The 20,850-nt window shown below is 31.3% G+C and carries 25 protein-coding genes; 19 read left to right on the top strand and 6 right to left on the bottom strand.

Annotated features, from left to right (window positions below; translation table 11 throughout):
- Nucleotides 1-30: 30 nt before the first annotated feature.
- Together H1220_06175 and nth are read left to right on the top strand one after the other, a co-directional pair.
- Nucleotides 31-711 carry a DnaD domain protein gene (locus tag H1220_06175; protein QMI85306.1) on the top strand — a complete coding sequence of 227 codons (681 nt, stop codon included), beginning with the start codon at nt 31-33 and terminating at the stop codon, nt 709-711.
- A gap of 2 nt (nt 712-713) precedes the next feature.
- Nucleotides 714-1,349 (top strand): endonuclease III, encoded by a 636-nt coding sequence (nth, locus tag H1220_06170; protein QMI85305.1) that lies wholly within the window; start codon nt 714-716, stop codon nt 1,347-1,349.
- A gap of 115 nt (nt 1,350-1,464) precedes the next feature.
- Here the strand turns inward: nth and H1220_06165 are convergent, their stop codons facing one another.
- Entirely contained in the window at nt 1,465-1,665 is a 201-nt protein-coding gene (locus H1220_06165) for a DUF2929 family protein (protein ID QMI85304.1), read from the bottom strand.
- A 209-nt stretch (nt 1,666-1,874) separates the two neighbouring features.
- Here H1220_06165 and H1220_06160 point away from each other — a divergent pair, with 209 nt between their 5' ends.
- Nucleotides 1,875-3,329 (top strand): ABC transporter substrate-binding protein/permease, encoded by a 1,455-nt coding sequence (locus tag H1220_06160; GenBank protein QMI86678.1) that lies wholly within the window; start codon nt 1,875-1,877, stop codon nt 3,327-3,329.
- A gap of 106 nt (nt 3,330-3,435) precedes the next feature.
- On the opposite strand, the gene H1220_06155 is transcribed toward H1220_06160, so the two are convergent.
- Nucleotides 3,436-4,062: a hypothetical protein gene (locus tag H1220_06155; GenBank protein ID QMI85303.1), complete on the bottom strand. Its 627-nt coding sequence runs from the start codon at nt 4,060-4,062 to the stop codon at nt 3,436-3,438.
- A gap of 143 nt (nt 4,063-4,205) precedes the next feature.
- On the opposite strand from H1220_06155, the gene H1220_06150 reads away from it, so the two are divergent.
- Together H1220_06150 and ffh are read left to right on the top strand one after the other, a co-directional pair.
- The gene (locus H1220_06150) at nt 4,206-4,547 is read left to right on the top strand and encodes a putative DNA-binding protein (protein ID QMI85302.1); all 342 of its coding nucleotides are present in this window, start codon (nt 4,206-4,208) and stop codon (nt 4,545-4,547) included.
- Nucleotides 4,547-5,962 carry a signal recognition particle protein gene (ffh, locus tag H1220_06145; protein ID QMI85301.1) on the top strand — a complete coding sequence of 472 codons (1,416 nt, stop codon included), beginning with the start codon at nt 4,547-4,549 and terminating at the stop codon, nt 5,960-5,962. Before H1220_06150 ends, ffh begins: the two co-directional genes overlap by 1 nt.
- Nucleotides 5,963-6,059: 97 nt before the next feature.
- Here the strand turns inward: ffh and H1220_06140 are convergent, their stop codons facing one another.
- Nucleotides 6,060-6,191, bottom strand: coding sequence for a DUF4044 domain-containing protein (locus H1220_06140; GenBank protein QMI85300.1), 132 nt, complete (start codon nt 6,189-6,191; stop codon nt 6,060-6,062).
- 48 nt (nt 6,192-6,239) lie between these two features.
- The gene (locus H1220_06135) at nt 6,240-7,904 is read right to left on the bottom strand and encodes an NFACT family protein (protein QMI85299.1); all 1,665 of its coding nucleotides are present in this window, start codon (nt 7,902-7,904) and stop codon (nt 6,240-6,242) included.
- A 134-nt stretch (nt 7,905-8,038) separates the two neighbouring features.
- Here H1220_06135 and H1220_06130 point away from each other — a divergent pair, with 134 nt between their 5' ends.
- On the top strand, nt 8,039-10,069 hold the full coding sequence (locus H1220_06130; GenBank protein ID QMI85298.1) for a penicillin-binding protein 2: 2,031 nt from the start codon (nt 8,039-8,041) through the stop codon (nt 10,067-10,069).
- 103 nt (nt 10,070-10,172) lie between these two features.
- On the opposite strand, the gene H1220_06125 is transcribed toward H1220_06130, so the two are convergent.
- Both H1220_06125 and H1220_06120 read right to left on the bottom strand, forming a co-directional pair.
- Nucleotides 10,173-10,889: an HAD family hydrolase gene (locus H1220_06125; GenBank protein ID QMI85297.1), complete on the bottom strand. Its 717-nt coding sequence runs from the start codon at nt 10,887-10,889 to the stop codon at nt 10,173-10,175.
- Complete coding sequence (locus H1220_06120) at nt 10,864-11,715, bottom strand: YitT family protein (protein QMI85296.1); 852 nt, start codon at nt 11,713-11,715, stop codon at nt 10,864-10,866. Before H1220_06120 ends, H1220_06125 begins: the two co-directional genes overlap by 26 nt.
- A 143-nt stretch (nt 11,716-11,858) precedes the next feature.
- On the opposite strand from H1220_06120, the gene tadA reads away from it, so the two are divergent.
- From tadA to H1220_06055, 13 genes are all read left to right on the top strand, one after another.
- Entirely contained in the window at nt 11,859-12,908 is a 1,050-nt protein-coding gene (tadA, locus tag H1220_06115) for a Flp pilus assembly complex ATPase component TadA (GenBank protein ID QMI85295.1), read from the top strand.
- Nucleotides 12,892-13,812, top strand: coding sequence for a type II secretion system F family protein (locus H1220_06110; protein QMI85294.1), 921 nt, complete (start codon nt 12,892-12,894; stop codon nt 13,810-13,812). Before tadA ends, H1220_06110 begins: the two co-directional genes overlap by 17 nt.
- A gap of 118 nt (nt 13,813-13,930) precedes the next feature.
- Complete coding sequence (locus tag H1220_06105) at nt 13,931-14,251, top strand: prepilin-type N-terminal cleavage/methylation domain-containing protein (protein QMI85293.1); 321 nt, start codon at nt 13,931-13,933, stop codon at nt 14,249-14,251.
- 4 nt (nt 14,252-14,255) lie between these two features.
- Nucleotides 14,256-14,393, top strand: coding sequence for a hypothetical protein (locus tag H1220_06100; protein QMI85292.1), 138 nt, complete (start codon nt 14,256-14,258; stop codon nt 14,391-14,393).
- A 105-nt stretch (nt 14,394-14,498) separates the two neighbouring features.
- Complete coding sequence (locus H1220_06095; GenBank protein ID QMI85291.1) at nt 14,499-15,539, top strand: IS30 family transposase; 1,041 nt, start codon at nt 14,499-14,501, stop codon at nt 15,537-15,539.
- A gap of 77 nt (nt 15,540-15,616) precedes the next feature.
- Complete coding sequence (locus tag H1220_06090) at nt 15,617-15,967, top strand: hypothetical protein (GenBank protein QMI85290.1); 351 nt, start codon at nt 15,617-15,619, stop codon at nt 15,965-15,967.
- A gap of 73 nt (nt 15,968-16,040) precedes the next feature.
- Nucleotides 16,041-16,229, top strand: coding sequence for a hypothetical protein (locus H1220_06085; protein ID QMI85289.1), 189 nt, complete (start codon nt 16,041-16,043; stop codon nt 16,227-16,229).
- Nucleotides 16,192-16,641, top strand: a complete 450-nt coding sequence (locus H1220_06080; GenBank protein QMI86677.1) for a prepilin-type N-terminal cleavage/methylation domain-containing protein — start codon at nt 16,192-16,194, stop codon at nt 16,639-16,641. The genes H1220_06085 and H1220_06080 overlap by 38 nt, the downstream gene beginning before the upstream one ends.
- A complete protein-coding gene (locus H1220_06075) occupies nt 16,607-16,966 on the top strand; it encodes a hypothetical protein (GenBank protein QMI85288.1) in 360 nt (119 codons plus the stop codon). The genes H1220_06080 and H1220_06075 overlap by 35 nt, the downstream gene beginning before the upstream one ends.
- Before the next feature lie 58 nt (nt 16,967-17,024).
- Complete coding sequence (locus H1220_06070) at nt 17,025-17,882, top strand: DNA-binding protein (GenBank protein ID QMI85287.1); 858 nt, start codon at nt 17,025-17,027, stop codon at nt 17,880-17,882.
- Between the two features lie 7 nt (nt 17,883-17,889).
- Entirely contained in the window at nt 17,890-18,792 is a 903-nt protein-coding gene (locus H1220_06065) for a tyrosine recombinase (protein QMI85286.1), read from the top strand.
- A 15-nt stretch (nt 18,793-18,807) separates the two neighbouring features.
- Nucleotides 18,808-19,980 (top strand): phosphopentomutase, encoded by a 1,173-nt coding sequence (gene deoB / locus H1220_06060; GenBank protein ID QMI85285.1) that lies wholly within the window; start codon nt 18,808-18,810, stop codon nt 19,978-19,980.
- Nucleotides 19,981-19,997: 17 nt separating this feature from the next.
- Nucleotides 19,998-20,816 (top strand): purine-nucleoside phosphorylase, encoded by an 819-nt coding sequence (locus H1220_06055; GenBank protein QMI85284.1) that lies wholly within the window; start codon nt 19,998-20,000, stop codon nt 20,814-20,816.
- Nucleotides 20,817-20,850 lie beyond the last annotated feature (34 nt).

The raw sequence follows: 20,850 nt of genomic DNA, 5'->3' as shown, positions 1-20,850 counted from the left end.
TAGAAATGAATAGACAATGGAGATGAATATATGAGAGAAAAATTATTAGCATCATTACAAGCAAAACCGGTGACAGTATCTAGTACGCTATTAACATACTATACACAATTAGGTATGACTAATGATGAATTAGCTCTATTTTTACAGTTTGAGTATGTGGCTAATCAAGACCTTACAATCGTTGCAAAAAATATGGGGATTTCTGAGCAGATTGTTTTAAAAATTTTACAAAATTTAATGACAAAACAACTTGTCGTGATGCAGCAAATCGTATTAGGTGACGGAAAAATTGATTTACAATATTCGTTTGAACCTATGTATCAAAAATTGGTCACTTTGTTAATGCAAGCACCACAAAACAAAAAAGAAACAGTGAATGCCAGTGATATTGTTAGTATTTTTGAACAAGAAATAGGCAAACCTTTAACACCAATGGAATTAGAAATGTTACAAGGGTGGTTATTTGAAGACCACTATGAGCCAGATTTAATTAAGTTGGCATTAAAAGAGGCGAGTTTAAATCAAGTGACGAGTTTGAAATATATTGATAAAATTTTGTTGAGTTGGGAACGTAAAAATATTAAAACAGTTGCACAGGCACAAAAGCAGAGTGAACAATTTAGAGAGCAACAAAAGGATAGTCAACCAATTACCAATATATCTGAAAACATGACGGATATTTTAATGCAAAATTGGTTGCATGAGGAATAAAAATGACGACAAAAAAAGAAATGAATGCTATTTTAGACATTATGGAACAAATATTTCCTAATGCAGAATGTGAATTAACTTATACAAATATTTTTGAATTATTGATTGCTGTCATGTTGAGTGCGAGAACAACAGATAAATCAGTCAATAAAATCACACCGGCTTTATTTAAAAAATATCCTACACCACAAGATTTTTTAACGGTGACGGTAGAAGAGTTGATGCAAGACATCAATAAAATAGGATTGTATAAAAGTAAAGCAAGGCATATTCAACAATGCTGCCAACAATTATTAGAAAATCATAATGGGCAAGTGCCAAATACTTTTGAAGCATTAACCGCATTGGCTGGTGTTGGTAGAAAGACAGCTAATGTCGTTTTGAGTGTAGGATTTAATGTACCGGCCATTGCTGTAGACACACATGTGGAGCGTGTCAGCAAATGTTTAGGGATTGTAAAAAAAGACGCTACACCTTTAGAGGTAGAAGAAACATTGAAGAAAAAAGTACCTAAGGAACGTTGGTCAAGAGCGCATCATCTATTTATTTTTTGGGGACGATATAGATGTACACGATCAGCAAGAAATCATATATGTCCAGCATGTAATAGTATTAAATCAGCAATTAAAGGTTCTTGATTAAATCGTGTTGAAGGAGAGATATAAACATTTTAGAGTAAACAGGGTTATATGGTTATATCTATTACTTATTTGAATAAGACATAAAAAAAGACAGTTGGTAGACTGTCTTTTTTTAATGAGATACTTCATGTGATTTTTCTGCTTTTTGAATAGGTGGTAACATTTTTGTGATGATGATTACTGATAATGTTGCTGCAACGGCTAAAGCAGTCGCGTGAGAAAAATGGTATTGCATTCCTGATAAGGATGCACCCAAAAAGAATGTTACTTGTGTAATTAAAAATGCCCAAAAAAATGTGATGACGACTTTCATCCTAGTATCGCCTCCTATCTTGCTTAAATGAAACTTTCTTTGTTCATTATACGCCCAATAAATTATTTTTTCAAATAGTTTAATTTACTAATCATGTTATATTATATAACATGATTAGTGATAAGAATTTTGCGAAATTAAATGTTTATCATATAATATAAAGAAAGAAAATTTAGTTTACAGAAAAAAGGAGTTAAATAATGAAAATAATAAAAAAAATAGGGAAAGTGTTTAGTGTTATTATATTATTTTTGGTATATTTTATAACATCAAACAATACTTTTGCTACTGAAGTTTATACAATCGCAACAGATACAACATATGCTCCTTTTGAATGGGTAGATACATCTGGAGAGATGGTCGGATTAGATATGGATTTATTAAAAGCTATTGCTAGAAATCAAGGATTTGAGGTAAGAATTAAAGCACTAGGATTTAATGCTGCTTTACAAGCGTTAGAATCAAATCAAGTTGACGGTGTAATCGCAGGTATGTCGATTACAGAAGCAAGAAAAGCTAAATTTAATATGTCGGATATTTATTTTGAGGATGATGGTATTGTTGTAGCCACAAAAAAAGATAGTACAATCCAATCATTAGATGATTTAAAAGGAAAACATATTGCTATAAAAATTGGAACAGCAGGTGCGACATACGCTCAAGAATTAGCAGAAAAATATGGGTTTACAACAACAACTTTTGAAGACTCGGGAGCAATGGTTGAAGCTGTTTTATCCGGAAATAGTGATGCTTTATTTGATGATTCAATAAGTATTGAATATACTATTTCATCAGCTAATGTTCCATTAAAAACGATAAAAACAGAATCACCGAAATCTATTTATGGCTTTGCATCAACGAAAGATGATAAAGGAAAGTCTTTGGTTGAAAAATTTAATGCCGGATTAAAACAATTAAAAGAAAGTGGCGAGTATGCGACTATCGTGAACAAATATTTAGGTGGTTCATCATTAGCTGTAACGACACAAAATACACAAACTACAGTAGAAGATACGTCTATCATCGGTATTTTACGTACAAATGGTAGTCAAATTTTTAGTGGACTTTGTCAAACACTTTTATTAACGTTTATATCTATTGTTATTGCACTAATATTAGGTATGATTTTAGGATTGTTCAGTGTTTCTCATAATAAAGTATTGATGTTTTTCTATCAAGTTTATATTGATATTATGCGTGGTACACCACTCTTGGTTTTAGCCTTTTTCGTTTATTTTGCTATACCACAATTTTTTAATTTCAAATATACAGATGCATTTTTACCAAGTTTGATAACATTAGGATTAAATGCAGCTGCCTATATAGGTGAATTATTTAGAGCAGGTATCAACGCTGTAGATAAAGGACAATTCGAGGCTTCTAGTAGTTTAGGATTACCATATCATACAACAATGCGAAAAGTTATTTTACCTCAAGCGTTAAAAGTCATGATTCCACCATTTATTAACCAATTTGTGATGACATTAAAAGACACTTCTATCTTATCAGCTATTGGATTAGTAGAATTAACACAAACAGGAAGACTTATTATTGCTAGAACGTATGCGTCAGGAAATACATGGGTTGTTGTAGCTGCTATTTATATTATTTTAATTACATTACTAACAAAACTATCAGCATTATTAGAGAAAAAATGGCATTAAAAAAATTATTCAAAAGTAAACAATTTAGAAGTATATTATCATAGTAAAAAGTCTTGACATCAACATGTTCAACAAGTTGATGTCAAGACTTTTATTGATTTTCAGTTTATTCCTTTTCTTCGTTATCTCTAATTGAATATTTGTAAAATTTTCTTGTTAGAGCAAAAATAGTAAAAATAGTAAGAGATACACACGAAACGATATAACTGATAAGTTCATTTTTTATTTCTGAAGCAATAACAGCTATTACTAATTGAAAAAAGATCCATAAAATCGCTTTTATATTCGTTGTTGTAAAGTGAACATACATTTTATACATAACAATTAAGTACCAAATACCAAAATAAAGTAAACCTATTATCAATAGTAAGAAAATAGGACCTAATTGTAGGAAGAGTGAGGTATAATCTGTTATATCACGATATTGAAAAATAGTGGATACAATAAATACAGCCATACCAATAATACATATCAAAGGAATAATCGTAAACCAAATAAATTTTTTTATACCATTTTTATGTTTTTCTTTATGTAGCACGTCTTTAGGTAGTTGCATATTTTTACTATAAGACAAATAACCTAAGAAATAGGCACTTGAAAAAGGTATAAAAGCACGTAGTGGAGATTTATATTGTGATAATTTTAGTAATTTATAATAGGCTATTGCAGACGTAATATACGATATTAGCAAGGGAATTAATGAATTAGATAATAAAGATCGATTTTCATTCATAAACAACACTCCTTTTTTATTTCTTTTATTGTAAGCGTTGTTTTTACTTTTGTAAAGCCAATGCACTTTTAATGAAAATAATACATCATCCTTAAAAAATATGCTATAATGAAAAATGTGCATAAAAGGTTAGGAGTGAGAAGATGGAAATGGAAAAAACAGCATATATGAGCATGTTGTACGATTTTTACGGAGGGCTCCTAACAGCAAAACAAAAAGAATATTTAGAATTATATTATGAACAAGATTTATCGCTGAGTGAAATTTCTGAGGAGCTAAATGTTAGTAGACAAGCTGTATATGATAATATTAAGCGTAGTGAGCAAATATTGGCACATTATGAAAGTGTCCTGCGGTTAATTGAACAATATGCTGTAAATGAAAAACATCTAAAAGTATTACAAGAATATGTTCGTACACATTATCAAGAGGACGCTGTGTTGCATCGTCTTGTTCAAGAAATAAGGAATGGAGAGGATAAATAATGGCTTTTGAAGGTTTATCTGAACGCTTACAAGGAGCGGTCAAAAAGCTAGGTAGAAAAGGAAAAATTACCGAAGCTGATTTAAAAGAAATGATGCGTGAAGTACGTTTAGCATTATTAGAAGCAGACGTTAACTTTAAAGTTGTCAAAGAATTTGTAAAAAAAGTAAATGAACGAGCTTTAGGAGCAAATGTGCTAGAAGCATTGTCTCCTGCTCAGCAAGTCATTGATATTGTTAATGAAGAATTAACAGCCTTAATGGGAGGCGAGCAAGAACCGTTCCGGTTTTCTGTTAAACCACCGACAGTTGTGATGATGGTTGGTCTACAAGGGGCAGGTAAAACAACAACTGCTGGTAAATTAGCGAATTATTTGAAAAAACAAGAACATAAACGCCCAATGTTAGTAGCCGGCGATATTTATCGTCCTGCAGCAATTGAACAATTAAAAACAATTGGTCAACAATTAGAGCTACCTGTTTTTTCATTAGGTGATACAGTTAGTCCAGTTGATATTGCAAAACAGGCCATTGATAAAGCCATTTTAGATGGTAGAGATTTAGTCATTATTGATACAGCAGGTCGTTTACATGTGAATGAAGAATTGATGTTGGAATTAGAACAAATTAAAGCGGTGGCTAATCCGACAGAAATTTTACTTGTTGTCGATGCAATGACAGGGCAAGATGCTGTTAATGTTGCACAAGCATTTAATGACCGTTTAGATATTACGGGTGTTATTATCACAAAACTTGACGGTGATACTAGAGGTGGGGCAGCCTTATCTATTCGTCAAATGACAGGTAAACCAATTAAATTTACTGGTCAAGGTGAAAAATTAGATAATTTAGAACCATTCTATCCAGATCGAATGGCATCACGTATTCTTGGTATGGGCGATTTAATGACATTGATTGAACGTGCAAAACAAGAATTTGATGAAAAAGAAGCTGCTAAAATGGCAGAAAAAATGCGTGAGAACACATTTAACTTTAATGATTTTATTGCTCAAATGGATCAAGTATCCAATATGGGACCTTTAGAAGATTTAATCAAAATGATTCCAGGTATGAGTAATATTCCTGGAATGGACCAGTTAAAAATTGATCCAAAAGATATGGCACATATGAAAGCCATTGTCTTATCCATGACACCAAGTGAACGTGAAAATCCAGATAGTTTAACGCAAAGTCGTCGCAAACGTATTGCCAAAGGATCAGGACGTAATATCATGGAAGTTAACCGCATGATTAAACAATTCAATGAATCACGTAAGATGATGAGCCAAATGTCAAAAGGTAATCTAGGAGGTTTGGAAAATCTTATGGGTGGTGGTGTCAAAGGAAAACTTGGGAAACTTGCCATGAAACAAATGATGAAAAAGGCAAATAAAAAAGCGAAAAAGAAAAAAAGATAGATAGTTTGCGAGTTGATGAATAGAAGCATCAACTCGCAATATTTTTCAATAAAAAATAAGCGAAGAAATGGAAGATGTCCATTTGCTTCGCTTGTTTTTAGTGATTTAAAAAATTATAAACGTACATACCGCTACCGATAATGATAGATCCCAATGTTGCAATGAGCATTAACCACACAACAATTTGTGTAATTTTTTCCATTTTTGTTTTCTCTTTTTTCTTATACATATATAAACTCCAATCTATTCTTTCGTATACATTATAATGAAATACCCTTTAAAAATCAACTTTTAGACGCTCAATAATAGACTTATCCGGAGATACAAATAATGTTTTTTGATTTTCATAAATAACAAATCCTGGTTTTGCACCATTCGGTTTTTTTATATATTTGACAGCAACATAATCGACTGGGACATTTGATGATGCTTGAAATTTTGAATAGTACGCAGCAATTTGTGCAGCTTCTAATAATGTATCTTGACTAGGAGAGTCATGTTGAATAATAACATGGGAGCCCGGAATGTCTTTTGTATGTAACCAGATATCTGTTTTTTTAGCTTGTTTCAGTGTTAATGTATCATTTTGTAAATTATTCCGTCCAACTAAAATAGATATTCCGTCGCTAGAACAAAATTGTAGTGGTGCTAGTTTTTTGTGTTGTTGTTTTCGGTTCATTCGGTTTTGCTGTTTCAAATAACCTGTTGAAATAAGTTCTTCTTTAATCGCCACCAAATCTTCTGTATTTGCTAATTTAATTTGTACAAGAACACTTTCTAAATACATATTTTCATTTTGTGCTAGTTCAATTTGTTCATCAAGATGAGAAATTGCTTGTTTTAATTTTTGATATTTTTTGAAGTAATATTGTGCATTTTGTGTCGGTGTTAATTCAGGTTTTAGTGTGATAGTCATTGGTTTATTATCATCATAAAAATTTAAAAAAGTTCCAGAGGTTTGTCCTTTTGGTATTTCATAAGAAAAAGCTGTTAAAATCTCACCTTTGATACGGAATGTATCTGCATGTTCAGCGGAATTTTTTTCTGTATGCAGTTTATTTAATTTATCTAGATTTTTATCAATAATTTGTTGTAGTTTATAGATTAAATTTCCACTTAATTGTTGGACACGTTCTAATTTTGCTTTTTCTTGATAAAAGACATCTAATAATTCGTGTAGAGAATTTATTTTTTCACCAGTTGTGTCTATACATGAAAAACCATGGGAGGTTAGTGATGGACAAGTAGGAGCGTTCTTTAATTGATAAAGACTATCCGACAAAGAGCATTGCTCGTGCTCCATTGTATCTAAGACCCATTGAATAGTATCTCGACCTAATCCTTGGAATGTTTCTTGAATAGATTTTGGATTTGCATCAACCGTGCTACAAATATGTTCCAATTCATTTTTTGAAAGTGTGATAATATTTTGTTTGTGTTGATACGGTGGGAGTGTGTATAGTTGATTGGCTGCCAATAAACGATATGAATTTTTTGTTTGTGACACACGTTTTAAACAATCCAAAATTTTATTCGTATAAGGATTGATTAAAAATAAATTACTATGTCTACCCATTAGTTCAATCGTTAGGTGGAGCAAATGCTCATCACCAATATCATCTTTATTTTGAAAAATAAAGGTTGTGATACGGTCAATACCCACTTGTTGAATATTTTTTAAAAAAGCACCTTCTAAATGTTTTCTTAGTAACATACAAAAATTTGGTGCTATTTCAGGATTGAAAAATGTTTCTTGTGTTAAATGGTATCTTGCTTGTGTTGGATGAATACTTAAAAGTAATTTATAGTTTTGGCGATTTGCACGCATCGATAATACAATTTCGTACGGACTAGGTTGATAAATTTTATTGATACGTCCATTTTCAAGCTGTTTTTTTAAATCGTTATTTATGTGATAGGTAAAAAATCCATCGAAGCTCATGCTTATCTCCTTTTTTTATTTAATATATTGGATACATTCTATCGTATTATTGAAAAAATAGCCAATAAATGAATGTAAACAAGTATAATTTCTGATATAATAGTTTTTATGTTAGTATGAAAAGGTGACGATAAGTGAACAAAAAAGTAAAGAAATCACATATTCCATTGCGATTAAATCTATTGTTTTCTGTTATAGTGATTTTATTTATTATCTTAATTGTAAGATTAGTGTCTTTACAATTAACAAATCATGATAAATACACAACTATTTTAACAGATACCAAAGCTATACACGTAAAAACGGAAATGGCAAGGGGACAAATTTTTGATAGAAATGGTGTTTTATTGGTTGGAAATAAGGCACATACGACCATTAACTATACAAGACATACACTTAATACGAGTGATATGGTAAAAATTGCAACACGTTTATCGGATTATATTTCTGTTTCAACAGAAGAATTAAAAGAGAGAGATTTGAAAGATTATTGGGCTGTTTTGCATAAAGATGAATTGAATAGTCGTTTGAGTACCAGTGAAAAAAAATTATCTGGGGTAGCTTTATATAATACGCAATTAGAAAAAATAACAGCAGAGGATATTATGTTCTCTGATAAGGATAAGCAAATTGCAGCTATTTTTACACGAATGAACAGTATTAGTTCATTATCTACGATAGCGATTAAAAATAGAGAGGTTACAAATGAAGAAATCTTTAATGTAACAGAGCATTTAACCGAATTAACAGGCATATCCATAGGTTCTGATTGGGAAAGAATTTATCCTGAAGGAGATTTTTTGAAAGCAATTCTTGGTAGTGTATCTACTGAGAAAACAGGGTTACCTCAACAAGAAGCTAATTTATTGATGGCGCAAGGTTATGCAAGTAATAGTCGTGTTGGAACTAGTTTTTTAGAGAAACAATATGACTCAGTTTTAAGAGGAACACCAAAAGTAACGTCTGTTACATTGGATACGAATAATAAAGTTATGTCTTCGACAGAAACATACGAAGGAAAAGCAGGTTCAAATCTTGTTTTGTCATTAGATACAGCATTACAAAAAAGAGTAGATGGCATTTTAACGAATTTTTTAACAAGAAATATTGAACATAAAGGATTAAATAGTTCTATTTATGCGGTTGTTCAAAAAACTAGTACTGGAGAAATTTTATCAATCAATGGTAAAAAATATGCTTATAATGAAGAAAAAGATACTTACGATACCTCTAAAATTGAAGATGATATTTTAGGTGCAATGAATAAAAATTTTGGTATGGGATCTGTTGTCAAAGCAGCCAGTGTAGGTATAGGGTATAAATACAATATAATCGATGAAGAGAATAATGTATTAATCGATTCTCCGTTGCATTTTCAAAATTCAAATGCAATTCGTTCTTTCTTCAATCAAGAGGGAAGTGTTGCGATAAATGATATTACAGCATTAGAACGTTCTTCCAACGTGTATATGGCAAAAATCGCCTTAGCAGTTGGAGGACAACCAGATTTTGCCACTGGGAACACATTGTCTATTATGGACGATACGATTTATAAATTGAGAAGAGAGTATGCTGCGTATGGTTTAGGAGGCTCTACTGGTATTGATTTACCAAATGTCAGCACGGGATATTCTCCATATCAAACACCACTTGTTGGGGCTGTCTACTTATCTTTTGGTCAGTATGATTTATACTCTCCACTACAAGTATCACAATATATGACGACAGTTGCAAATGACGGAGTGCGTTTTGCACCAAGACTAGTACGAGAAATTCGTGACATCAATAGCTTAACTGGTTTTGGGCAAGTTCAAACAGATATGACGCCAACATTGATGAATAAGGTTGATTTAACAACCTCTCAATTCAGTCGTATAAAAGAAGGTCTATACCGTGTTGTAAACGGATATTTAGGAACAGAATATACAAATTATGCTGGATTTGGTATATCAGTAGCAGGTAAATCAGGAACAGCAGAGGCCATTTATGACGGAGATATTAAAGACAAAGCACAATCAGAAGTAATCAACTCTATTTTTTCTGGATATGCTCCGAGTGATAATCCCGATATAACAGTAACTGTTGTTGTACCACATTTAGAAGGTAACGAAGGTTATGCGGGTCAAGTGGCTAGACAAATTTTTGCAACCTATTTTTATAATTAGAAGTTTTTCAGTAGTGAATGACATTAGTCATTACCAATAAAAGAGGAGAACTGACAATATGAACTGTCAGTTCTCCTTTTTTGTTTGCTATAGATATTCATTTTTATGAAAAGATATTTTGTATCATTGAGAATAAAGTTTGCTCGTTTGTTACAGTATAAGTAGATAATTTGTTTTTGTGTAAATCTTTATTAAACCAACACGTTTGCATATTTAATGCTAAAGCAGGTGCGATGTCATGATGATAGGAATCACCTATCATTAACGTATGTTCGGGCAATCTATCAAAAGTGTTTAAAACAGTATGAAAAACATGTTTATCTGGTTTAGCATATCCTAATTGTTCTGAAATAAACCAATATTTTTTGGGAATATACACTTCAATATTTAAGGCTTCTAATTTGATATTTTGTCCATAGGTAGGTCCGTTTGTTAAAATAGCCATTTGCTTATTGGCTTGTTTTAATAAAGTGAAAATATTTTTCATTGTATCTGATAAGGTGATATGTGTTTGGAAATAGCGATATTGTGATTGCATATGTTTAAGTGTGTCCATATTATACGGAACATGATAGTGTTCTAGTAATAGTCTAAAACGATAGGAATAAGATTGTTCTAAAGGCATTTCTTTACGTTGGACAGCTTGAAAAGCTATTTCAGAAAACACACTATACTGTTTAAAAACAGTATTTATTTTATCAGAGAATGTAAGAGAACACGATTGAACCATTTTTTCAAATGGTTCAATCGTGTCGTATAAAGTATTGTCTAAATCAAAGATAATCAGCTCTATATTAGCGTTTCTTTTTGGATATATCATAAGTGAATCCCTCTCCTAGCACATTATGGACATCTGATATTGTCATAAATGCTTTTGGATCGATGTGGTTGACTAATTTTGTAATATCTACAACTTGATTTCTATCTACGACGATGTATAGTATTTGTTTTTCTTCTTTTGTATAGGAACCATGCCCGTGTAAGACTGTTACACCACGATATAAGTCGGTTAAAATTCGTTGGCTAATTTCTTCATGATGTTCAGAAATAATTAAAATCGACTTTCTGACGTTGAAACCTTCCAAAATATAATCAATCACTTTAACAGCAACAAATAACATAATCAATGTATAAATACTTTTTTCAAATCCGATTACAAATGCAGAAGGACCGACAATAAATAAGTCAATGACAAATAATGCTGTACTTGTTGGAACATTGAAATAACGATTGATGATAAGAGCGATAATATCTGTTCCGGCTGTTGAGCCACCTGCCCAAATAATAAATCCGATAGATGTTCCGCTCATTAATCCACCAACGATTGGAACCAATAACTGATCGTGCATGACGTATTGAAATGAAGAGGTTAAGCGAACAAAAACAGAAAAAATAGCAAATGAGTAAATTGTATAAAAAATGGTTGATTTTTCCAAATATTTATAGCCAATTGCCATTAAAACGAGGTTGATTAAAAAATAAGATAATTCAACGGGAATTTGTGCAACATAGTATAAAAGTAGTGAAATACCAGTGACACCACCTTCTCCCATATGGTTTGCTAATAAAAATGTATTAACAGCTATAGCAAAAACTAAATTCCCTAAAGTAATAATAAATAATGATTTCCAAGAAATATTTTTCACCTTATTGTTCTCCTTTCTTATGTATATGGTACCGAAAAATTGTAACATAACCTTTTTCATTATTCAATTATCTATTTAAATATTTTGTCAAAAATAGACATAAAATGTATATAGTTAATAATAGGAAGATGGAGGAGAAAACTATGATTGAACAAATTGCAGATAAAATGATGCATACTGCTTTAGAAAAATCTATTTCAGATATTCATATTATGCCTAAACAAAAGATGTATATCATCTATTTCCGTTATTTAGGTAAATTAGTGATATTTAAAACATTAACTTATGAGATAGGAGAACAACTCATAAGACATTTTAAATATATAACAGGATTAGCTGTCGGTGAAAAAAGAAAATCTCAAACAGGATCGGCAACTTATAAAATAGCTAATGTATCTTTTGATATTCGAACATCGACCATTTGTAATGTGTATTATCAAGAAACAATGGTTATTCGTTTACTTAAAATAAAAAAAGAAACAGGTGTTATTCAACATTATTTTCCTAAGAAAATAGATGCTTTATATAGATTATTCACGAAAAAACAAGGCATGATTATTTTTTCTGGACCAGTCGATTCGGGTAAAACAACGCTCATTCATTATTTATTATCAAAAAAATACAATGAAAAGCCTATTCATATTATGACTTTAGAAGATCCGGTAGAGATTATTAACGATCATTTTTTACAAACGGAAATCAATACATCCATAGGTGTTGATTATCAACACTTAATAAAAGCAAGTTTGAGACATCATCCAGACATTTTATTTATTGGGGAAATACGAGATGAACAAACAGCTGCAATGGCGGTTAGAGCATCTTTAACAGGACATTTAGTAGTTGCTACTATTCATGCAAAAAGTTGTGAAGGTTGTATGATGAGATTATTAGAATTAGGTGTTTCAAAAGTGTTGTTAAAAGAAGTATTAACAGGAATTGTGATGCAAAGGCTTATTCCTAGATACTGTCCATTTTGTGAAATGGAATGTTTGTTTTATTGCACGCATATCCCGAGTCACGAGAAACGCTTATTGTTAACATGTGTTATGACAGAAAGCGATATTCAATTATATTGGACGACAAATAAAGGGAAATCTATGCAGTTTGATAAGCTTTTATCTAAATTATATGCCTTGTCTTATATAGGAAAAGAAACATTGGAGGAGTATCGAATTGGGGTATCGCTTTAAAAAAGAACACCAAGCAGAATGTTTAATCAAATTATCTGAATTATTAAAAGAAGGATTTCCTTTGTCAGAGGCTTTGACGTTCTTAGTGCATTTGATGGTGAAACAAAAACCTATATTTGTCTATATGGAACAAGCTTTAAAATCTGGTAAATCATTTGACTCTATTTTAGGAATATGTGGGTTTGATCAGTCTATCACAACAAGAATTTATTTAGCACAATTACACGGTCATTTACAAGAAGTCTTGTTCAGTTGCGGTCATCAATTAAAAGAACGACGAAAGCAATATCAAAAAATACAACAACTGTGCTTGTATCCAACTATATTATTGTGTTTTATTATTGGATTGATTATTGGGATCCAGCAATTTTTTTTACCCAGTTTAGAAGATATGTTTCATCAATCTAATTATGAAAATAGTCAGTTTACTTTTTTTCTTATAAAAACATTACCTGTTTACATATTATGGAGCATTGTTATGTGTGTTCTGTGTTTTTTGTTATTGCTTTTTTATTATCAAAAGCAATCTCCTATGAAAAAAGCTGGGTTTTTAAGTAAAATTCCTTTTATTAAAAAGTGGATAAAATGGTATTATACGTCTTATTTTTCCAGGGAGCTCGCTTATTTGTTAGGAAGTCAGTACGGTTTTAATGAAGTGGTCGATGTATTGAAAAGAGGAAACACCTTACCGTTATTGAAAGAGTTTATCGTATTGCTTGAACACTATATGCAACAAGGACAAACGATAAGTGATGTTATTCGTAAGTTGCCGTTTTTAAGTGAAGAAATGGCACTTGTCATTGAACATGGAGAAAAAATTAGCCATTTATCAATGAAATTATTTGTCTTTTCAAAAGATAATTTGGAAAAATTAGAAAAGGATATTCATCAAAAAATGACATGAATACAGCCTATTCTTTTTTTGAGTGTGGGTCTATTTATTGTTGCAATTTATATTGCTTTAATGATGCCAATGTTTGATATGGTTAATCATGTTTTAGTTGAATAAAAGGAGGATATATATGTTTAAATCACTAAAAAATAAAAAAGCTTTTACACTTTTAGAGATGATTATTGTTTTGTTTATTATTTCTATTTTAATGCTACTAATTGTCCCTAATTTAACAGATAAGAAAGAGCGTATTGATAAACAAGGTACACAAGCATTGGCAAATGTTGTACAAACACAGGCAGCTTTATATTTATTAGAGCATCAAGATCGTTCTGTTTCTTTAGAAGCTCTGCTAGATGAAGGTTATTTAAATGATAAGCAAATAAACGAAATCAATCAACGTCATATTACACTTTCTGGAGATGGGCATGTATCTTATCCGACAGAATAAAGGTATGTTATTTATGGATAGTCTAATTGCTCTAATGATTATCACATTTTTGTTCGTTATAGGTATTCAATTTCAAAAAAGTGCTCTACAAGATATGACGTGTCAATTATTTTTTGAAGCGTTTCAAGAAAAATTACTTTAGCCGAGTTGTAAAATAAAGTGCAAAAGCAAAATAGTGTTATAAAAACAAAAAAAGACAGATAATTAACTTACTAAGATTCACCACAAAATTAGAAAGGTCATTATCATGTCTAAAACAAATTATAACACAAAAAAACAATATAAACAGCTATCATTGGTTGAACGTACAAAAATTGAAACGTTATTAAACGAAAAAAAGCCAATACGATATATCGCTGAACGACTCGGAAGAAATGTATCCACAATTTATAGAGAAATTAAACGAGGAAGCGTTAATCAAATTGTTAATCGAAATGGTATCCAACGTGACGAATTAAAATATTACGCTGAAACAAGCCATTACATCTATAAAGCTAAGCAACAAAATAAATATCATCATGATTTAACTGAAAAATTTAGTCAACAATTTTTCAAAGACTTACAACAGGTAGTTACTGAAAAATATAGAACCCATAGTATTGATACCTTTGTACATTGGTATCGGCAAAATCATCCTAATGAAAAAGTCCCTTGTACGAAAACGGTTTATACGTTTGTTCATCAAGGTATTATCCCTATCAAACCAATTGATTTACCCAAAATGGTAAGCATTAGAAAACGACCGAAAAAAGAGAACACCAAAACATACAAGAAAAATATGGGTACATCTATCGAAAATCGACCAGACGTAGCGAATAATCGTACAGAATTTGGACATTGGGAAATTGATTTAGTCTTATTTAAGAAGACAAAAAATGAAGCACTATTATTAACGTTAGTAGAACGACAAACACGTTATACAATTATACGTAAAATGAATGATAAAACAGCACAATGTGTCTTACGGACATTAAAGAATATTTTTAAACAATATAGGAAATCAACCTTCAAGAGTATTACATCTGATAATGGGTCAGAATTCGCCTCGTTATCTGAATTAGAATCGACATATTTAAGCATTTACTATGCACACCCTTATTCATCTTATGAGCGTGGTACTAACGAAAATCATAACGGACAGATACGGGAGTTTTTACCTAAGGGTAAATCTATCAATACCGTTAAAAAGTCAACTATTCGTAAAATAGAATCCTGCTTAAATCAGAAAATACGGCGTAAATTAGGTTATCGTACACCTGCAGAGTTATTTTTATTGCGGGTAGATTAATAGTTTAATAAAAACAGGTTTCCCGTCAAGGCACACTTTGTTTTTCGCCTTGACTAGAAAACCTTTGTTTTTATTGTTTGGTTATTAACCCCGCAAAAGAGAAAGTAATTATCTGTTTTTTTGCACTTTACTTTACAATTGGAGAAAAATTACTTTATGCACAACATCAATCGATTGTGACACATCAAGATAGTATCATAACAGTAAACATGAAAACGCATGAAGTGTATACAAATTTAGCATTGGACAAATCTTTGAAAGTACCTCGTGTACTTTCAGGCATGACACATGCATATTGTTTTTCAAAAGATACGGGAACGTTAAAAAGATATGATACATTCACATCGTACACAGAAACGTATACATATATTTTACATGTACAATTTGGAAGAGGGGTATGTTATCTTGAGAAAATTAAGCGATATTAGAGCGAGCATTTTGTTTGAATGTGTCTTATCTTTTTTTCTATTGTCGAGTTTTATTCTTTTAATGAGCTTTTGTATGATACAACAATTTGTATTTGAACAGACCCAAATAGACATTAACCATCTTTATGATTTATTGGATAATCGCATAATCTCAGAGCAAACAGGAACAATTAATCAAGGAAAAGGGCGTATTGATAATGATGTGAATGGCGGAGTTATTTATTATGATAATAAACAAATATTATCAGTTTTTAAAAAATAAAAAGGGATTTACATTATTGGAAACAGTAGTGTCATTATTTGTTTTTTGTGTTATAACGATATTACTTCTTTCTACTCAACCAATGATAACAAAATATCATGGCTATATACGACAACATCATGAAACAGCCTTTATTCAATTCAAAAACTATTTAGAATACTGTTTGTCCAAAGAACAATATATCAAACATGATACAAATGTACTTTTCACACAAATAGATAAGAAAACAATTCGATATGAACAGTATCATAACATTCTAAGACGTACAACTGATAAAGGTGGATATGAACCCTTGCTATTCAATGTGCAAAAATGGTATGTCAATAAGCAAAAAGACTATTATCACATTCGTGTATTTTTTCAAAATGGAGATTATTATGAAGCGAATATTCTATATATTATTCAAAAATAAACAAGCTAGTATTTTTGTGACTGTGATGACTTTATGTCTTTTTATGATAACGAGTTTACTATATCTTCAAATGACTTATCACGATAAAATAGCTATGCTATATAGTGAACGAGAAAATCGTTTGGCGAAAATGATGATACATATTGTTTGTAAAGATATGGATAAAAATATAAAAAAGAAGGCGATTATCTTTAATACTGGAACCGTTTATATTGATAAAAAAGAGGAAGACATACTATTACTGACTTGTGTGTTAAAAAATGGGAAACAAATTTATCAAGAAATTACATTAAAACAAAAAACTGAACCGTCATCTAAAGAGTGATACTATTTTTTATTTCATGATTATGTTAAAATAATATAGGTGAATATGGAGGAATAGTATGAATACATTATATGGAACAGTCATAACAGGCATGGTCACAGATGAAAATAACGATTTTTATTTTATTCAAAAAGACGGTGTGACGTTTGCGATGGATAAACAAGAAGATGAGTCGCTATCCATTGGAGATACAGTAAAAGGCTTTGTTTATGAATCTAGTCAACATAAAAAAAGGTTAACAACGAATATTCCAAAAGTCCAGCAAGGGAAGTACGCATGGGCGACAGTAACGCAAGTTAGAAAAGATTTAGGAGTGTTCGTTGATATAGGATTACCTGATAAAGAAATTGTCGTTTCTTTAGATGATTTACCGCAAATGAAAGAGTTATGGCCAAAGAAAAACGATCGATTGATGATTAGTTTAAGAGTAGATAAAAAAGAGCGTTTATGGGGTATTTTAGCAGACGAACATATTTTTAGATCTGTTGCTAAAAAAGGAAAAGAAACAGATAAAAATAAAGATATTACAGCAACGGCTTTTCGCTTAAAATTAGTTGGTACATACGTTTTAACAGATGATTACTATATTGGATTTATTCATCCAAGCGAACGCGTTGATGAGCCTAGATTGGGTGAACAATTATCTGGACGAGTAATTGGTGTTAGACCAGATGGTATTTTAAATCTATCTCTAAGACGACGTGCACATGAAGCTATTGGAGATGACGCGGAAATGTTATTGGCATTTTTAAACAAATCAAAAGATGGAAGTCTTCCATTTTGGGATAAAAGCGATCCAGATGATATAAAACAATACTTTGGGATTAGCAAGGGTCAGTTTAAACGTGCCGTAGGTAATTTGTTGAAGCGTCGTATGATTGAACAAAAAGATGGCTATATTCGATTAGTGAAATAAGTATATGATGAGTTTAGATAAACGAATAATAAAAGAATATATCATTGACTTCTCAAGAGAGGGAGCTTCAGAAAATAGTTGTATCAATTATGAATTGGATTTAATACACTATGCTAATTTTTTAATAGAGATATATCGTATTGTACATTGGGAAAATATTAGTGCAGATCATATTCGACACTATGTTTCTTTACTTTATGACGAAGGTAAAGAAGCAACTACGATTAGTCGTAAAATATCAGCTTTAAGAAGTTTTCATAAATATTTAAAACACCAGCAGATTGTTGAAACAAATCCAATGGAAAAAATTTCTTTACCTAAAAAAAGAAAGCAGTTACCCCGTGTACTAACAGAAGATGATATAGACGATATTTTAGCTGTTCCTGATTTAAATACCTTGCAAGGTATCCGAGATAGAGCGATTTTAGAAGTGATGTATGCCACTGGATTACGTGTATCCGAATTATGCGATTTAAAACTATCCCAAGTGCATAGAGAAGCAGCAACAGTAAATGTTATCGGAAAAGGAAATAAAGAGCGAATTACACTATTAGGCGAAGAGGCACTACATTATTTAAATATGTACTATAATTTAGTTAGACCTGTTTATGATAAAGATAATCTAAGTGCTTACGTTTTTTTAAATCGTAGAGGTAAACCATTTACAAGGCAAGGTATTTGGAAACGATTGAAAGAAATCGTTCAAGAAAGTGGAGTCGATAAGCATGTCACTCCACATACTATTAGGCATTCTGTGGCAACGCATTTATTGGCAAATGGCATGGATTTAAGAATGATACAAGAATTATTAGGGCATGAACATTTAGAAACAACACAAATTTACACACATATTGATATGAATAAAGTGACGGATGACTATACACTAGCACATCCACATGCAAAAAAATAGGAGCGAGGAATAAAAATGAAATTTAAACGTATACATTTAATCGTAATGGATTCAGTAGGAATTGGAGAAGCACCAGATGCTGATAAATTTGATGATGTAAATTCTCATACATTAGGACATATTACGGACAATATGGAGCTTCATTTACCAAATATGGCAAAATTAGGTCTAGGAAAAATAGAATCTTTAAAAAATATACCAAATGATATTGAAACAATGGGATATTATACAAAATTACAAGAAGAATCTGTTGGAAAAGACACAATGACTGGTCATTGGGAAATTATGGGACTAAATATTGATAAGCCATTTAGAGTTTTCCCAAATGGTTTTCCACAAGAACTTCTTCAACAAATTGAAGAACACACTGGTCGGAAAGTTATTTGTAACTTACCGTATAGTGGAACAGCCGTGATTGATGATTATGGACAAGAACAAATGGAAACAGGAGCTTTAATTATTTATACTTCTGCAGATCCTGTTTTACAAATTGCAGCACATGAAGAGATTATTCCATTAGAAGAATTATATAGCATTTGTGAATATGTACGTAGCATTACATTAGATGAACCTTATATGGTAGGACGTATTATTGCTCGCCCTTATATTGGAGAACCAGGAAACTTTAAACGTACAAGTAACCGCCATGATTATGCATTAAGTCCTTTTGGTGAAACAACATTAAACTTTTTAGAACAATCTCACTATGATTGTATTGCTATTGGTAAAATCAATGATATTTTCAATGGTGCGGGTATTACAAAAGCTATTCGTACAAAAGATAATATGGATGGTGTTGACAAATTACTTGAAGTTTTAGAAACAGATTTTACTGGATTGAGTTTCTTGAATTTGGTCGATTTTGATGCTGTTTATGGACATAGACGTGATGTGATAGGGTACGGACAAGCTTTAGAAGCTTTTGACAAACGCTTGCCTGAAATTTACGAAAAAATGGATGATGATGATTTATTGATGATTACGGCAGATCATGGAAATGATCCAACTTATAAAGGAACAGATCATACACGTGAATATGTACCTTTAATGGTGTATTCGAAAGCTTTTGAAAAAACGGGAGCTTTGTCAGCAGGTGGACATTTTGCTGATATTGCAGCAACTATTTCTAATAATTTTTCAGTTAAACAAACAGAAAATGGAAAAAGTTTCTTATCAGAGTTAGTATAAAGGAGATTTATAAAAAAATGACATATAAAGAAAAAATTGCACAAGCAACAGATTATTTAAAGAAGCAAGGTATTGAAAAGCCACAATTTGCTTTAATACTAGGATCTGGTTTAGGTGAATTAGCAGAAGAAATTCAAAATCCAATTATTGTTGAATATTCAACAATTCCTCATTTTCCTGTATCAACTGTTGCAGGTCATTCTAATGAATTGGTTTATGGTGAATTAAGTGGAAAAAAAGTTCTAGTTATGAAAGGACGTTTCCACTATTATGAAGGCTATGCATTAGATGCTATTACATTCCCAATTCGTGTGTTCAAAGCATTAGGTATAGATTCTGTTTTCTTAACAAATGCAGCAGGTGGTGTTAATGAAACATTTAAACCAGGTACTTTGATGATGATTACAGATCATATTAACTATGCTGGACCAAATCCATTGATTGGTGCAAATGATGAGGAAATCGGTCCACGTTTCCCAGATATGACAAAAGTATATACACCAGAGTATCAAACGATTATTCGTCAAGCTGCTAAAGAAGTAGGTGTGGATTTAAAAGAAGGCGTATATACATGGTACTCAGGTCCTTCTTATGAAACACCTGCTGAAATTAGAATGTTTAGACTATTAGGAACAGATGCAATTGGTATGTCTACTGTTCCAGAAGCGATTGTAGCACGTCATGCAGGTATGAAAGTTATGGGGATTTCTTGTATTACTAACTTAGCAGCAGGCATGAGTGGTAATGCATTAAGTCATGAAGAGGTTGTAGAGGTTACTCAAAAAGTTAAACACTTATTTAAAGACTTAGTCAAAAAAACGTTAGAATTAGCTTAAGCTAAATGTTCTCATTTTTATTGTATATCAATAA

This window comes from Carnobacteriaceae bacterium zg-84 (genome assembly GCA_013874835.1).
Lineage (GTDB): Bacteria > Bacillota > Bacilli > Lactobacillales > Aerococcaceae > WM01.
This window is presented reverse-complemented; position numbering and strand designations above follow the sequence as displayed.